This window comes from Paenibacillus dokdonensis, from assembly GCF_004916975.1.
GTDB classification, from domain to species: domain Bacteria; phylum Bacillota; class Bacilli; order Paenibacillales; family Paenibacillaceae; genus Paenibacillus_AQ; species Paenibacillus_AQ dokdonensis.
Genome location: NZ_STGQ01000001.1, coordinates 396,993 through 412,838, shown reverse-complemented (window position 1 = coordinate 412,838; position 15,846 = coordinate 396,993). Strand labels below are relative to the sequence as shown.

General features: G+C 46.3%; 18 protein-coding genes and 1 pseudogene. 5 read left to right on the top strand and 14 right to left on the bottom strand.

What is annotated here, in order from left to right; all coding sequences use genetic code 11:
* The first annotated feature begins 313 nt into the window (after positions 1 to 313).
* The 3 genes from E6W40_RS02095 (at position 314) to E6W40_RS30325 (ending at position 3,647) form a co-directional block, all read left to right on the top strand.
* The gene (locus tag E6W40_RS02095) at positions 314 to 2,047 is read left to right on the top strand and encodes a cache domain-containing sensor histidine kinase (RefSeq protein WP_342774671.1); all 1,734 of its coding nucleotides are present in this window, start codon (positions 314 to 316) and stop codon (positions 2,045 to 2,047) included.
* 14 nt (positions 2,048 to 2,061) lie between these two features.
* Positions 2,062 to 2,691, top strand: coding sequence for a response regulator (locus E6W40_RS30330; RefSeq protein WP_342774670.1), 630 nt, complete (start codon positions 2,062 to 2,064; stop codon positions 2,689 to 2,691).
* Positions 2,692 to 2,771: 80 nt separating this feature from the next.
* A complete protein-coding gene (locus E6W40_RS30325) occupies positions 2,772 to 3,647 on the top strand; it encodes a helix-turn-helix transcriptional regulator (RefSeq protein WP_342774669.1) in 876 nt (291 codons plus the stop codon).
* 89 nt (positions 3,648 to 3,736) lie between these two features.
* Here E6W40_RS30325 and E6W40_RS02085 read toward each other — a convergent pair whose 3' ends face one another.
* From E6W40_RS02085 to E6W40_RS02075, 3 genes are all read right to left on the bottom strand, one after another.
* Positions 3,737 to 4,552: a DUF817 domain-containing protein gene (locus E6W40_RS02085; protein WP_136603959.1), complete on the bottom strand. Its 816-nt coding sequence runs from the start codon at positions 4,550 to 4,552 to the stop codon at positions 3,737 to 3,739.
* Positions 4,553 to 4,672: 120 nt separating this feature from the next.
* Positions 4,673 to 5,197, bottom strand: coding sequence for a hypothetical protein (locus E6W40_RS02080; RefSeq protein ID WP_136603958.1), 525 nt, complete (start codon positions 5,195 to 5,197; stop codon positions 4,673 to 4,675).
* 220 nt (positions 5,198 to 5,417) lie between these two features.
* Positions 5,418 to 6,119: a YjjG family noncanonical pyrimidine nucleotidase gene (locus E6W40_RS02075; protein WP_136603957.1), complete on the bottom strand. Its 702-nt coding sequence runs from the start codon at positions 6,117 to 6,119 to the stop codon at positions 5,418 to 5,420.
* Positions 6,120 to 6,475: 356 nt separating this feature from the next.
* On the opposite strand from E6W40_RS02075, the gene E6W40_RS02070 reads away from it, so the two are divergent.
* Positions 6,476 to 7,282, top strand: coding sequence for an SDR family NAD(P)-dependent oxidoreductase (locus tag E6W40_RS02070; protein WP_136603956.1), 807 nt, complete (start codon positions 6,476 to 6,478; stop codon positions 7,280 to 7,282).
* A gap of 84 nt (positions 7,283 to 7,366) precedes the next feature.
* On the opposite strand, the gene E6W40_RS02065 is transcribed toward E6W40_RS02070, so the two are convergent.
* From E6W40_RS02065 to E6W40_RS02025, 11 genes are all read right to left on the bottom strand, one after another.
* Positions 7,367 to 8,296: a sugar phosphate isomerase/epimerase gene (locus E6W40_RS02065; RefSeq protein ID WP_342774668.1), complete on the bottom strand. Its 930-nt coding sequence runs from the start codon at positions 8,294 to 8,296 to the stop codon at positions 7,367 to 7,369.
* Positions 8,293 to 8,463: a hypothetical protein gene (locus E6W40_RS29350; RefSeq protein ID WP_168928801.1), complete on the bottom strand. Its 171-nt coding sequence runs from the start codon at positions 8,461 to 8,463 to the stop codon at positions 8,293 to 8,295. The genes E6W40_RS02065 and E6W40_RS29350 overlap by 4 nt, the downstream gene beginning before the upstream one ends.
* Positions 8,464 to 8,530: 67 nt before the next feature.
* A complete protein-coding gene (locus E6W40_RS02060; protein ID WP_136603955.1) occupies positions 8,531 to 8,923 on the bottom strand; it encodes a VOC family protein in 393 nt (130 codons plus the stop codon).
* A gap of 105 nt (positions 8,924 to 9,028) precedes the next feature.
* Entirely contained in the window at positions 9,029 to 9,187 is a 159-nt protein-coding gene (locus E6W40_RS29345) for a hypothetical protein (protein WP_168928781.1), read from the bottom strand.
* A 50-nt stretch (positions 9,188 to 9,237) separates the two neighbouring features.
* Positions 9,238 to 9,777, bottom strand: coding sequence for a hypothetical protein (locus E6W40_RS02055; RefSeq protein WP_136603954.1), 540 nt, complete (start codon positions 9,775 to 9,777; stop codon positions 9,238 to 9,240).
* A gap of 215 nt (positions 9,778 to 9,992) precedes the next feature.
* Complete coding sequence (locus E6W40_RS02050) at positions 9,993 to 10,745, bottom strand: enhanced serine sensitivity protein SseB C-terminal domain-containing protein (RefSeq protein ID WP_136603953.1); 753 nt, start codon at positions 10,743 to 10,745, stop codon at positions 9,993 to 9,995.
* Positions 10,746 to 10,838: 93 nt separating this feature from the next.
* Positions 10,839 to 11,729 (bottom strand): TIGR01777 family oxidoreductase, encoded by an 891-nt coding sequence (locus tag E6W40_RS02045; RefSeq protein ID WP_136603952.1) that lies wholly within the window; start codon positions 11,727 to 11,729, stop codon positions 10,839 to 10,841.
* A 34-nt stretch (positions 11,730 to 11,763) separates the two neighbouring features.
* Entirely contained in the window at positions 11,764 to 12,213 is a 450-nt protein-coding gene (locus E6W40_RS02040) for a hypothetical protein (RefSeq protein ID WP_246072808.1), read from the bottom strand.
* A gap of 48 nt (positions 12,214 to 12,261) precedes the next feature.
* A complete protein-coding gene (locus tag E6W40_RS02035; protein WP_136603951.1) occupies positions 12,262 to 12,699 on the bottom strand; it encodes a VOC family protein in 438 nt (145 codons plus the stop codon).
* A gap of 39 nt (positions 12,700 to 12,738) precedes the next feature.
* On the bottom strand, positions 12,739 to 13,329 hold the full coding sequence (pgsA, locus tag E6W40_RS02030; RefSeq protein WP_136603950.1) for a CDP-diacylglycerol--glycerol-3-phosphate 3-phosphatidyltransferase: 591 nt from the start codon (positions 13,327 to 13,329) through the stop codon (positions 12,739 to 12,741).
* A 52-nt stretch (positions 13,330 to 13,381) separates the two neighbouring features.
* Positions 13,382 to 14,029: an HD domain-containing protein gene (locus E6W40_RS02025; protein WP_136606786.1), complete on the bottom strand. Its 648-nt coding sequence runs from the start codon at positions 14,027 to 14,029 to the stop codon at positions 13,382 to 13,384.
* Between the two features lie 508 nt (positions 14,030 to 14,537).
* Here E6W40_RS02025 and E6W40_RS02020 point away from each other — a divergent pair.
* Positions 14,538 to 15,846 (top strand): annotated as a pseudogene (locus E6W40_RS02020) (IS1182 family transposase); the annotation flags it as partial.

Here is a 15,846-nt window from a genome sequence, read left to right as displayed (position 1 = left end):
TTCAGAAAGACTCCCCCTTCCCACTTTTTCTTCTGTCAACCGCGCTTTAGTCAGATGCTGATTCTCTAAACAAGATTTATTATATCTGCTCCATTCAAGCTAAACCGGACTTCGTAAAAGCATTATCCGGACCCTCTTGATCCAAGGCCTATCCATCCATGGGAAAACCTAACAATATCCAGACTTTTTGATAGTACTATCCGGACTTTTGGAAAAAAACATACCTTCACACGTTTTGTTATGATCGGGGGATCGATATAATATCAATTAAAGCGCATTCATTTTCTTAGGAAGAGATAAGAGAGGTTTTTTCATGAGGCTTATGGCGAAAAAAACGGGCAAACCGTATCCGGTGAAACATTATGTTAACATTATGCTCTTCACTTTATTTACTGCGCTGATTCTGGACTTCATCATTAGTGATGCTTCCATCTCGATCGTCAAGCAGCAGTCTACACGATATTTGAAGGACACCGCCGATCTGTATATCAACCGAATCAATCATGATTTTGCCTACATCAACCACTACATGGGCTGGACCCTGGCCAACGATGAGATCGTGAAAAACATGAATAAGTACGACACCCATTCCACTGAATTTCTAAAGTCAAACACGCAGCTTCATCAGCGGTTTACCGAACTGCAGAAAAATTACGGCCAGGAGTACAATTTTTTCTTTTATTTAAAGAAGAAGGATTTCCTTTTGAACTGCTCCCCCTTAAGTATCCAATATCCCGATTACCTGGATTTAAAAAAACAGGTGATATCCTACGCCGAAGATAAAAACGTATATGAAAAGTTTTATTCCGATTGGACTCCCGTTCTTGTCAAAGACAAATATTACATTATCAATATTGTGCCTTACCATGACAGCTATCTGATTTGTCTGATCTCCGCAGATGATTTGATCCGGCCGCTCAGAGCCATCAATCTTGGAGAAAACGGTTCCGCTTCATTGATGAATGAAAACCGTGAGAGCATCTCTACTCCGATTGGAGTCAGTGAGAAAGAGCTTCAACTCAACACTTCCAAGCCGGCGCTCCTCAGCTTCGTACAATCCCAGACAACGGTCAGCCGGCAGTTCTCTAACGCTTCGTTCCGTGTACAAATGGTCATCCGGTTCGGGACGTTCGAGAAAATTATGGTAGCCCAGCTGTTGATTATTTTACTCGCGTTGTTCATTGCTTTTATTCTGTGCGTGGTCATGATCTACTTCAACAAACGGGTGCTGAGACCAATCCAGACTTTCTCGGATAATCTGACCCAATTGAATGAGGACAACGAGAACCTGGATTTTCAAAGCAGTAAGATTATCGAGCTGGAACAGGCCAATCTGCAAGTGAAGGATCTGATTGAGCAGATCCGGAGATTTAAGATCGATATTTACGAGCGGGAACTGGATAAACAGCGAATTCAGCTGGACTATATGAAACTGCAAATTAAGCCCCATTTCTTTCTGAACTGCCTCACGAACATCTACAGTATGGCGCAAATGCAAATGTACGAGGAAATTGAACACATGACTTTATCCACTTCCCGGTATTTCAGGTATATCTTCCAGAATGGTCAGGATTTTGTCAGGCTAAAGGATGAAATTGATCATGTCAGAATCTATTTGGATATTCAACAGCACCGGTACCGGAATGCATTCGCTTATACCATTGAGGAGAATGTGGATACGGAGGACATCAGCATTCCCCCGCTTGTGCTCCAGACCTTTATCGAAAATGCGGTGAAATATGCCGTTTCCAGAGTAAACCAGGTGCAGATATCCCTTTCGGTCTGCCGTTTGATCGATAAGGACGCAGAGATGGTCATGATAAAAATATCCGATAGCGGACCCGGTTTCCCTGCCCATATCCTGGATCAGCTCACCCATGGACATCCTTTGGATCAGAGCGATGGAACGCATATCGGCATCATGAACACCCTGCAGAGACTAGATCTGCTCTACCGCCGGAAGGCAGAGATCCAATTTCTTAACCGTGAAGAAGGCGGCGCCTGCGTTACCATCTGCCTTCCATTTCATCCGCTCGAATCATTGTGAAGGGAGAGATCCAGATGAACGCTTTGCTGGTCGATGACGACTATTTTGTCGTGACAGCGCTTGAAAAGAAGATTGATTGGAAGGCGCTCTCTATTGAAAATATATTTACGGCCTATAACGTTTCCCAGGCAAGGGGGATTTTGCAGCAGCATCCTGTTCATATTCTCATTTGCGATATCGAAATGCCTCAGGGCAATGGACTGGAGCTGCTGGCGTGGATCCGTGAGGAAGAGTACACCGTTCAGACCATCTTCCTAACCAATTATGCGGATTTTAATTATGCCCAGAAGGCTATCGAGCTGCAGAGCTTTGACTATTTTCTGAAGCCGATTGAGTTCGATAAATTGACCTTGATCATCCGGAAGGCCGTGTCCAAAGCATATGAAGAAAAGAACATCGAGAAGGCCATCAAGGAAGGATACTTGTGGAAAAAAAATCAAAATAAAATTGTTGAGCATTTCTGGCGCAAACTGATCTCGGGTAAAACCTTTCCTTCCGATCCAGCTGTCATCGCCCATTCCATTGCTGACCAGAATCTATCCTATCAAATCTCGGATATGTTCCTGCCTGTACTCATCAAAGTATTTCCTTATGACACCAGCCTGGCAAGGAAGATAAGGATCTGTTTGACTATGCGCTTCTGAATGTACTATATGAACTGTTTCAGAGTTCCCACTATTCCGTTGAAACTATCCTGGAGTACAAAGATTACAACTGGATCGCCATGCTGAAATGGAATCTGCCTCCAGAGCCGTATCAAATGGAAGAGATATGTACTTCATTTATTCAAAAGGCCAACCAATTTCTAAGATGTGATGCCTGTTGTAACATTGCAACCGTTTCAGCCCTGCCGGCTGTGCATCCCGTTATCAGGCAATTAATCCATATGAATGAGGAGTTGATCAACAGCCGCAATCAAATCTTTTATCTGGAGAAATACAATTATCAAGAGGCGGCTTATACCCCTCCTGATTTGGGACTTCTGGAAGAGCTGCTGAACCAGTCTAATCCTGCGGCATTTTTCGAAGAGATCCATCGTTACCTGTATAGTCTAGTGAACAACCAATCCATGAATGCATCGCTGCTTCGCTTGTTCCGGCTCGACCTGGTTCAGCTCGTCTACTCTTTTCTTAAGAGCAAAGAGATTGAGGCCCATAAGCTGTATACAGGAAGAACGAATGATCAGTTGTTTATACAGTCTCTGAATTCGATAGAAGATATGGAGAAATACCTCACCTACTTGGTGAATACCGCCACGAAGTATCGGGATTTCGCAGAGCAGCCAAGGTCCGTTGTCGAAGAAATCCAGCAGTACATCAGCAGGCACTATGGAGATGACCTGACAAGGATGAGTCTGGCGGAAACCGTCTACCTGAATCCGGATTACCTGGCACGTCTGTTTAAAAAAGAAACCGGGGTATCCTTGGGAACCTACATTATTGAAGCCCGTATCCGCATTGCAAAGCATTTGTTAAAAACGACCCCTATGTCGGTCAATGCGATTGCCAGCAAAGTCGGATACTCTAATTACTCCTACTTCTCCAAGCTGTTCAAGCAGGAAACCGGCTGTACACCATACGAATACCGGAATCTGCATTAAAAAGGCGCTTTGCCGTAGAGAGCTCCGAAAACGATACAGTTTCAGGAAAAAACTCAACCCAGTACCATGTCGGTGCTGGGTTGAGTTTTTTATTTGATCTGCTCCTGCAGTGGAGCAGCGCTTTGATCGGCTGCCTGTTCATTTTCTTTCACTCTTTTCAACTGTGCAACGATGATAATGCTGATCACCACGAGCAGGAACCAGGAGCTGATTTTCCCGATGTGTACAATTCTCCAGACATGATCCTGGTCAGGGTACTGCCACGCTCCAAAGAAGGTGGATATGTTCTCTGCTACCCAGATAAAGAAGCCAGTCAGCACATAGGACAGTACCATCGGCATCCGGTAGGTTTTACCTGCAACATCGAAATATACGACCGTTCTAAAAAAGATGATTGCCAGCAGCAGCGTCAGCCACCAGCGGATATCCCACAAATAATGGTGGGTGAAAAAGTTCAGATAGATGAGGATACTAATACCCACGGTCCAAAAGGCATGCGGCCAGTTGGTGATCCGCAGATTCAAATTCCGCCAAGCCTGGCAGATATAGCTGGCTACGCTGGCATACATAAAGCCGCTGTATAGAGGAACGCCGCCAATTTTGCTCCAGCCTGCTTCCGGGTACGACCACGAGCCCATATGTACCTTGTATAATTCGAGCAGCAGCCCGATGATGTGAAACATGCAGATCACCTTAAACTCATCCCAGGTTTCCAGTTTGAATACCAGCATCAGCACCTGCGCAAGGACGCATACCAGCAGAATAAAATCATATCTCGGTAAAAACGGGATATGCAGCAGCTTCGAAGCGGCCAGCGTCAAGAAGATAACCGCCGGAAAAATGCAGGAACGGGCTTCCAGCAAGCCGAATATGAGGAATCTGTATAGGGGACTAACCCTTTTCATAGTGCTTTGTTCCAACTTATCACCTTCATTCATATCATTCGTTCAGGAATTGCTTCAATATTTTAACACTCATCATAACAAAATAAAATCCGCCATCCAGAAGATGACGGATCTTTTTGTTTAAGGGATATACTGCTGTACAATTTTGACGACTTTGCCGTCCTGGATCGTCAGGTGATACGGAAAGCTTTTCATGTCCATCAGCTTGTCGTTGTTCATAATGGCCAAATACTTGTCGAGCGATACGGCTTCGTTCCACTTGATCTCCATACCTTCGTAGGTTCCATCATGGTCATAAAGCTGCATCAGCACCGTTGCATCTGGAGCGATTTCATAGGTTTGAAGCGTTTTATCATCATTCACAATGTAATAGCCGTCAGGTGCTCCGCCTAATTCCTCAGCTGCATCCTTATCTTGTTCCGCAAACTTCTGGTCGGCTGCGGCGCCTTCATACCAATCAATCGGATCTGCCTGAATACTCAGGCGTCCGTTATCCTGCTGTATTGTAGAAATCAAGGCTGTTACTGTGTCCTCGCTCGGAGGAACCGGTGTGTATTCCTTATCCGTTCCGACTGCACTGGCCGATGTGATAAAGCTCAGCAGGGCGACGATCATGAGGGTAGCAAGCAGCGTGATTTTTTTCATTGAAAATATCTCCTTTATGGACAATGTATTTCATTTCCATATCATCCATTACCCTGCTGAGTTTTTTTCAAACGAGATTGAAGAAAAAATCCCGGAATAGCTCCAATCGGGCGCGGTGATCTTATAGATTTACTATAAATCATCCCTTGCGCCAAATCGTCACAATAAGGTTACAGCCACGTCAAATTGTTGTCATGAACGATACGCTTTCATATATCAATTAGGCTCTGCTGCGCTCCAGAATCTCTTTCAGCTCAGCCAAGTCATGGATCTCGTAGGTTGGTACAATGCCTGTTGTGTTCGGAAGACGGTTCGGGTTATACCAGCACGTATCTATCCCTACATTGTTTCCGCCTTGAATATCCGAGGTCAGGGAATCTCCGACCATCAGCATTTTCTCTTTCTCCGCGCTTCCAATTTTGGAAAAGGCATGCTCAAATATGCCCGGCTGCGGCTTCTGAAAGCCCGTATCCTCGGAAACGATCACCGCTTCGAAGAAATCCTTGAGTTCTGAGCGGCCAATCCGCCCAAACTGTACCTGCTTGATGCCATTGGTGATAATCGCCATGCGATAACCGTTCTCCTTCAAATAGAGGCAAAGATCCAGCGCCCCGGCCAGAACAAACGCCTGCTCCGAGAGTGATTCAATATATCGGTCGCTGATAATGCCTGCGTCTTCATTCAGTCCCTGCTCCAGACAAAATCTCCGGAATCTTTCCACCCTCAGCTCGGTCGAATTAATCAAACCCTGCTCCAGCTCCTGCCATAGCCCGTGATTAATCCGGTTATAGCAATCCGTTATCGCCTTATCCATCGGATCAAGTTTCATGCTCGTAAGTACGCTGGACAACGCGAGCGATTCGGACATTTTGAAATCATACAAAGTTTCATCTGCATCTAATAAAATCCATTCGTAAGACAAATCGTAGGCCTTCCTTCTTCGTTAAAATAGGCTTTTTTCTGCCCTGTATCCCATTAGTGTAAGTGAAGCGCCACATTTTATCCACTTTTCCAAAGCAGCTTAACAAGACACTCAGGTTGAATATGAAGCTATTTTAATGATCTTTCAGCTTGACCCGATATGAAGCATATTTACGCCAAAAATGAGGGAAAATAAGCAACCACTAACGAGATTTGAGTTTTCGGTACTTTTTATCTCCGAACCCTATATTTGATTTTCTGAATTTAGCAGTGATATAATGCTCAATGCTTATTATACTTCAGTTTTAAGGGACTAAGCTGTTAAGTAAAAAAAAACAATTGAAGGGTGGCATAAATATGGGACGTGTACAAGGTAAAGTAGCCATTATTACAGGAGGGGCATCCGGAATTGGTTTGGCATCTGCTCAGCTGCTAGCCAAAGAAGGTGCTAAAGTGGTTCTCGCTGACTTTAACGTAGAAGGTGCGGAGAAAGCGGCTCAAGAACTTGTAAGCCAAGGGTTTGAAGCTAAAGGCATGTTCCTCGACGCTTCCAAGGAAGCTTCTATTAAAGAGGTTGTTGAGAAGACCGTTGAAGCTTACGGCACAGTGAATGTTCTGTTCAATAACGTCGGCGTAACCAATTTGCAAAAGGATCTCGACATCGTGAACATGGACATGGATGAGTGGGATCGTCAAATGAACGTCAATCTGAAAAGCGTGGTATTCGGTTGCAGATACGCGATTCCTCATATGATTAAAGCCGGCGGCGGATCGATTATCAATACCGCATCGATGTCCGCATTCGCGAGTGATTCTGTCCGTACTGCTTACGGTACTACGAAAGCTGCTGTAGCAAATTTAACGAAATATGTAGCGACCCAATACGGCAAGCAAAATATCCGCTGCAATGGCGTAGCTCCAGGCTTGATCTTGACGCCTGCTGCCCAAAATAATCTTCCTGAAGCCATGAAGCATATGTTCGAAAAGCATAACGCGCTTCCATACCATGGTGAACCCGAGGATATTGGTTATACCGTACTGTTCCTCGCATCGGATGAGTCGAAGTTCCTAACCGGACAAACGATCCAGGTTGAAGGCGGCCATTATCTGGCCAACCCCACCGTTCCTGAAATGCGGGAATTCGCAGCCAAACAACAACAATAATCACCGTTAATTAAAAGCACACAACCACCGCAGATGCGCGGGTGTTGTGTGCTTTTACTCGTTAAGCTGCCCATTGTTCCATCGTTATTCAGCTCCTTTCTTATTTGGAATGGCCGATAACAGCTCCGAAACCCACTCGTAGCATCGCTGCAAATCCTCATCATTGACCAAATCTGAACGGTGTTCGAACTGGATTTTCACATTCGGATTCTCTTCCCTGATAATGTGGAGATATTCGGCGATCGGCGCCCAGCCGTCGGACTCTAGCTGCTCAGGCAGAACCGGATATCGCAGCTTGATAAAGCCGTCACCGTACTGCAAATTCCATAGATGGATGACTTCCGCATATTTGGCGTATTTCCGCATGATCGGGATAGATTGAAATGATGGATCCCTTCTCTCCTGCAGGTACAGTCTTCCGGTATCCAGACAAAGCCGGATCAGGTGGTACCTCTGCAGCAGCTCCTCTAGAACATCTGAATCATACACATATTTGTTCAGTGCATCGAATTCCAGTACAGGAACGAAGCCGTATTGTCTGCTTCGCTCTGTCAGCCACTGAAAAAGCTCCTCCGTCCGCTGCTTATACTCTTCGAAGGGATACTCGCTTTCGTAAACATATTCCCTGCGGTCGCTGAAATGCCATCTGCTCCAGTCCACCCGATCATCCAAAATGACCGGCTTGGGATAATGAAACAGAATATAGGCGGGATCCAGACCCATCCGCAAAATTTCATCCAGTTCTTCCTGAATCAATCGGTATGCTTGATTCCGTTCCTCCTCATCAGGCGAGAGAAACAGGGCATCGCGGATAACGAGCCCTCGATCCCGGAGCGGAAAATGAATGCCCACCTGGAAGGAATGCTTCTGCGCTGCCTGGATTAACTCCAGAACATCCTCCTCCGTTTGGAGCAGGCAGGCTTCGATTCCGTAAAATTCATCGCGGAAATCCCGGTCGAATTTATGCTTGTCAAATGTACCATACTGCCCGATCAGAAACCGCTGCATGCTCATTTTCTGTCCCATACTACGATAAATAGCGTTGCCAAAGGGCCGATTAAAAGCGAGATCAGAAACCAGTTCAGTCCGCTCCGGTTTTTCCCCTGAGCCAGTCCGGCATTGATTAAGGCCAATGTCCCCCATCCAACCACGTAACCGCCTGAACCATTATTCATATTCATAGCCCCCTCCTAAAAATATAAAGCCGCTGTCACTACATATCATGACAGCGGCGGATTGTCTTGCTTCCTAACCCTTCTTGCCCGATCCAAAGCCAATGGAATAGTTATCCGGATCCGTAATGGAAAATTCCTTCCAAGCTCCCCAATCCGCTTCCGTGAGAACAGGCTCCTGAATGAATTGAGCTCCTTTGGCTTTCAGTTCTTCATACAGCTGATCCAAATCATTGTGCGTATCGACATACGCATATGTATCCCATGCTGCCGCCTGATCCTTCCCCTGCTTGTTCGGCTGCACATCTCCCGATTGTACGGATTGCAGCAGTTTGAATCCAAGCGCAAATTCATCACGCACAGCCCAGAAGTCATTCACCTCGCAGCCAAGCACCTTTTCATAGAAATCCTTGGATGCGGCGAGATCTGACACCAATCGAACCTGAACGGAGTACTCAATTTTACTCATTCTATCATCCTCCAACGAATTGTCAAACCAGGCCAGGCATATCATCAATGCCGCAGCACAACACATTTTTTAACAAAATTATACCATTTTCATTACTGTAATCTATCATAATCTATGGGATTTTTCAGCCAAATAGATATCGAGTGCTTTAATCGCCCGTACAGCGAAACGGATAAATAAAATCATGCAGGCAATCCCCAAACCAAAAAATCCCAAACTAATGATTAATGGAATAATACCGATAATTCCTGTTCCAGTATCCAAATTCATCTTCCTCTCTTATTGAGATCTCAGCGCAAAAACTTACTCGGACGCTATTCCATACTTTCGTACTCTTCTGCAACCGACATTGGTATTTTCTCGGTATGCATATTTCCCTGATTGTCTTTCCAGCTCATCTCCATATACGAGTATCCCAGATCTTCCTTGGTCTCTTCGAGCTCCCAGAAATATGGCGTGCCTTGAATCGAGGCTATTTCTTTCGTGTTCTCCAAAAGACTGACTGTCCCGTTAATAGATGATTCGGTGTGACTGAGAACCGCTTGCGGCTTTTCTTTCGCAGGCTGCTCATAAAATGAATAGCTGAAATAAGTGGAATCCTGAATATTCCCGGGGGCGCCCAAATAGGTTAAGCTTCCTTTCCCCCGATAGGTGGAAGATGCCGTTCTAATGATCATGAAATTATTCACCTGCCAATGTTGGCTCTTCCCATTCAGCATGAAGGCTTCCCAAGCCTTACCGCTTCCCGAAAGCTTATCCTCACTGGAATTCCTCATCAGCAGCAAGCTTAGCGTCAACCCATTGGTCACCAGCAAAACCGTGATAACAGCTATGCACCACTTTTTAACAGTCATCCGATGACTCCCTCCAGTTTTTGAACACAAAAAAACCGGCAATGTACTCAGCCAGGTCTGTCTGTACTCGGATGTGAATATCTGCGGCCACAGCAATCACCCACTATTTTACACTAAATCCTAATTCAGGGACACATCTCATTCTATCATTTTACATAAAAATACCCGAATCCCGGCAAGACCGGAACTCGGGTATTTGCAGCAACTGAAGCGGATCAGAAGGTTTCCTTCAGATAAAACGGCTTGCATTGACTCTCAAAATAACTCTCCAGCCCGGAGCTTCCATTCAGCTCAATGAATTCTACAGGCGGGAATTGCACCTGTACCGATTCAGCCACTTTGCCAGCCTCGGCAATAATGTTGTCGCCTTTGCCGATATAGCTAACCGCAATCAGGGTACGCGGCGCTCTGTCGGTGCGCGGGTTAAAGGATTGGGCATTATAAGCGCAAATGACATTTTTCAACCGCTCAAAGAGGGTGCTGAGTTCAGCCAACAGTTCTGCCGGCGGCTCTGATGGCGGGCCAATCATGGTTTGGGTATTCTTTTCCACCACATAAGCCTCTGGAGCGTTAAACACGGAACCATCCAGGATCGATTCAATTTCCCGTGCACTAAATTCCTTGCCAAAAGGGGAACCCGGGTTAAGAAGGATATCCGCGCCTTTGGTCAGCTGGAAAAAATGCAGTGCATTGATCGCCAGGTATTGAACCGGCTCTTTGATAAAATCCTGCATGCGGGTGAGTGAAGAAAAAATAGGTACGTATCTTTTTCCATTCATTTCAACGCTCAAAAGCTGTACGGACTGCCCCGCGGTCAGCTCCGTTTTTTCTTGCACAGGGGTTGTCCCGCCCTGAATCGTGTAGATTTCGGAATTTCGCAGTTCGTTATAAAAGTCAGGTCTGGCAGAGGGCTCGTTAACTGCTTTGGCAAGCTTCTCTTCCAGCGTATTTGTAGCTTCTAAAGACATGGTTGAGGCTCCCTTCAGGAAAGTATCGGATAAAGGACCAATATAAGTAGTGTACCTCTCTTTTGCAATTAACTAAAGCCCTAACCCCAATATTTATGAGGGAATGATTTCGTTGAGAGCTTCCTTCAATGTAGGATATTTGAAACGGTATCCCGCCTGTTCCAGTCTCTCCGGGATGACCCAGCGGCTTTTGAGAATCAGTTCGGTTTCAGTTTGTATGACACCGGCGCCCATTTCCAGCATCCAAGCTGGAGCAGGCAGGCCAAAGTGCATTTTCATCGCTCGGCGAAGCTCCTGCATCAACTCCCGATTGGTAACCGGGTTCGGGGACGAGACATTAACAACCCCACTCAGTTCCGCATGGTCTCTCAGAAATAGAATAATACCAAGGATGTCATGCAGATGAATCCAGCTGAATTTTTGGCTGCTGGGTCCCTGAATGCCGCCGAGTCCAAATCGGACCAGATTTTGGTAAGGAATCATAACACCTCCGCCCTGTCCGAGAACGATCGCTATTCTGAGTGCTATCTGACGGGTCTGGGGAACAGAGAATGAGAAAAAGGTTTGCTCCCATGCCTTGGCCACATCCACCGAAAAACCGGAGCCGATCTCTCCGTGCGCTTCCGTCATGGGCCGGTCCTCCGCATGCCGGTAAATGGTTGCTGTACTGGAATTGATCCAAAGAGCCGGTGGATGCTCACAGGCTAGTACCGCTTGTCCCAGAATCATGGTTGTTTCCGTTCTGGAGTTCATAATTCCGGCTTTATTTTCCGCATTGTAACGGCAGTTCACGGACTTACCCGCCAAATTGATCAGCATGTCAGCATGCTCCAGCGCTTCCCGGATCCCATCCGTATCATCCCATGAAATATGGCCTGCTCGTCTGGAAATGATAAACACCTCATAGTCAAGCTGTTTACACTGATTTTCCAGATAGGTTCCGATAAAACCCGTTCCTCCGGCAATGACAACCTTATGTTTCATTCTTGTTGTCTCCTTTCCCATGGATCGTAGGGGTTCATTGTTTACGCCTGCTGCGGCGATTGTATACGACGAAGACGACCAAGACGACCAAGACCAATAGGGCAGCTCCTATCATATACATCCACCATAATCCGTTATTTTTTGGTCTTTCATCAGCAGCATATGTTCGTTGATATACGGCTTTTACATACGTATCGGCATCCGTTTTTACAGCAATCTGCTGCTTGAAATCAATGCCATTGATCGCATAGTAAGGTGTTCCTTTCGGATACTGATTGGAGAAATTCCCGCGGTATGTGCCTTCCTTATCGGAGAAGCGGGTTACTTTTCCAATTTGATTGCCGATAAGCTCCGAACTCACCTCTTCCATTGTAACCGCATATACGCTGCTATTATATACCACGAATGAATAAGCCCAACTTGCCGATGCCTCCGTATGAACGAAAAGAAAGAAGATGCACATGAGTGTTGCAATCTTTTTCATGATATCCTCCATCCTCAGACGCTTCTCACTTTCTAGACTCTGGATTTCCTACTTGAAATGATCCTTAATTTCATCCTGAGGGTCCCACTTCGACCAAGCTGCTTCCAGCAGATTGCCTTCCGGGTCTCTGAAATAAAAGTATTTCGCCTCGCCCTCACCTAACGTATGAAGCTCTTCCACCGCAACTCCTGCATTCTTCAGCTTATCGTATGTATACTTAATATCAGGGCAGTTTAGAGCCATAACGGGGAATGGTTCACCGTTTCTGGTGATTTCCAGCTGCTGCTTATCATGTGTTTCAATCAGAAGCATCGCGATGGAGTTCAAATGCGGATGATGAAGCACGGCCAAAAGGGAACCGCGGTCTTCAAATTTGTCCATCAGCTTAAAATCCAGATGCTCGGTATACCATGCAATAGACTCATCGATTCGGGTCGTAGGTATGTAAACATAACCAATACGCAGAAAGGAAAAAGAATGTGTCACCGATAAAACCTCCCATTTTTTTTAAAAAAACTGCTAGTACTACATATCATTCAGCTTGAGGATCTTGAAGTTTTGAACGAGATAGTTGATTCCCGAAATCAGCGTCAGGCATACCGCAAGCAGCATTAGGATGTTATCCACCTGAATGGATGTGAACCACTGAAAAGGATAATTTCCGAGCAGCACAGCCACGATCGCTATCACCTGCAGGACCATTTTCCATTTCCCAAGCTTATCCGCGGCCAAAGCGATGCCTTGAGCGGAAGCAATCATGCGAAGACCTGTGATGACAAACTCCCGGCTGATCATAATCACAGCCACCCACGAAGCAATCATATCTGCTTGTACCATCATGATCAGCGCGACGGAAATCAGCAGCTTATCGGCGAGCGGGTCCAGCAGCTTTCCCAGATTGGTGATTTGGTTATATTTTCTCGCGACATATCCATCTAATTTGTCTGTACCGGAAGCAAGCACGAAGATCCCGATGGCTATGTATACACCATAATTGTTCAAGAACTGGATGATCCCGCTGACTTCAGCCAGCCATGCCGGCCATTTTGTAAAAAACAGCATGAAAAGCGGAATAAGCGCGATCCGGGCCATCGTAATTCGGTTGGCGGTATTCAAGTGGAATGGCTCCTTTCAATAACCGGTATTTTGAAGGGTGGGAGGAGCCGGATTAGTCCCGGACCTTCCATTCACTGTAAAACTGCTTCAAATACAGCTCCATAAACGCATGTCTTTGCTCCGCCAGCTCTCTGGCGTATGAGGTATTCATCAAATCTTTCAATTTCAACAGCTTTTCATAAAAATGGTAGATAGCCGTTTTATTGCTCGACCGGTAATCCTCCTGTGCAAGAATCTCCTCACTCAGACCGGGATCATGAATAATACGCCCCTTGGCACCCGAGTATACGAATGTTCTGGCTATTCCGACTGCGCCAAGCGCATCCAGACGATCTGCATCCTGAACGACCTGGCCTTCCAGCGTCTTCATCGGCGGGTTCTTGCCACCGTTATAAGACATGGTCGAAATGATGTCCATCACCTGGTCGATCAGATCCATGTCCGTGGTATGCTCTAGCATCCAGGAGCGAACCTTATCCAGTCCCGCTTCTTTGCTATCGTTCAGCTTTTCATCAGCCACATCATGCAGCAGTGCCGCCAGCTCGCATACAACCGCATCCGCATGCTCTTTGCCGGCGATTTCCAAGGCCGTGTTTCTCACCCGCTCGATATGCCACCAATCATGACCGCTCGCCTCACCGGATAACTCCTGTTTAACAAATTGTTCTGCCTGCTGAATGAATTCGGAATATTTCGTCATGATGCCCCTCTTATTCTCCCGTTTCACCGGATAGTATTGATCTGCTGTAGAGACAACAAGGCCCGGCTTAAGAATCACGCATATATTCTTAAGCCGGGCCACAGCGTTGTCTATATAGAAATGAAAGGTACGTTGGTTTCTATGATTATACAACAGGATCACCTGCGGGCAAAGGCCCTGACAACAAACGAAAAGAGGCTGTCCCAAAAGCCATGAAATAGCTGCTTGGGACAGCCTTGTTTTTTACGTAGGATATACTTAGACTTTTTGGGTGGACGCTGCGCGAACGGACCATTGTTCCAATCGCTGTGCTCTCCAGATTTTTTTCATTCCCCTTAGCGGTGAAAATCCGGAGACCAAGGCGACCGCTGCCGCTTTTCCACAATCCGTCCGTCCTCTCCGCTGTTTATGCGGGGAATGGATCTTCAATCTTTAAAAAAACACAAAAAAGAAACCTTTCTTTTGGTAAAATGGAAGTGTGCCCAACCATTTCAAAGGAGAGGTTTCTTTGTACATTCAATATACCATGGACCAACTTTGTTTGCCAATGGATCTAGAAGAAGATATTCCAGAAAACCACCTCGTTCGTGTCGTGAATGCTGCCGTCAATCGATTGGACGATGCCATTTTTGACGCTGCCTATCCCGGCGGCGGCCGTGACAGTTACCATCCCAAAATGCTCACCAAAGTCATCATCTACGCCTACACACAGCGCATCTATTCCTCAAGACAAATCGCCAAAGCCATCCGGGAACACATCCCCTTTATGTGGCTAGCCGGACGGCAACGTCCGGATTTCCGCACGCTTAACCGCTTCCGTTCGGAGCGGATGAAAGACGTCCTCGAAACCGTGTTCTCCGCCGTACTTCAATTTCTTGCAGATGAAAAGTACATCTCCTTGGAACATTATTTCGTAGATGGTACCAAGATTGAGGCCAATGCCAATCGTTACACCTTCGTCTGGGGTAAAGCGGTCAGCAAACACAAGACCAAACTGCAAGAGAAGGTACATGCACTTTTCTCCACCATCGAAGCCGCAGAGCATCAGGAAGAGCGCGAGCATCACGGCAAAGACCTGACCGAACTCGGTGAGGCTTTCGAGTTGGATAGCAGCAAGCTCGAACAAGTCACGCAGCAACTGGAAGCTCAGCTGCTGAAACATCCCAAGGATACCCCCTTAAAGAAAGCCGTTCGGAAGCTTCGGAAGGACTTGCTTCCAAGACTTGTGAAGTACGAACATTACCAAAAGTTGCTTGGAAATCGAAACAGCTTCAGCAAAACTGACACGGACGCCACCTTCATGCGGATGAAAGAAGACCACATGCGAAATGGACAGTTAAAACCGGGATACAATGTGCAGATTGGCACGGAAAATCAGTTCATTTTAGCCTACAGTGTCCACCAAAGACCCACGGATACCCGTTGTTTAGAGCCTCATCTGGAAATAGCACGGCGGATCTTGGGGCAACATCCACAGACAATCATTGCAGATGCAGGCTATGGAAGTGAAGAGAACTATGCCTATCTGGAAAAGGAAGAGATCACAGCAGTCGTTAAATACGGCAGTTACCATAAAGAAAAGAGCAAAGCGTGGAAAGCAGATGTGAGTAAAATCGAGAATTGGACGTACAACGCAGCCGAGGATAACTGGACGTGCCCCGCCGCGCAAACACTGCATTTCCACAGAGAAAGCAAGGAAACACTAGAAAGTGGATATGAGATTCGCAGGCGTCATTACCGAAGTCAAAGCTGTGAAGGCTGCCCGCTGAAAGATCGGTGCACAGTAGCGGTAAGTCTGGAAAGGCTGCGATACCAAA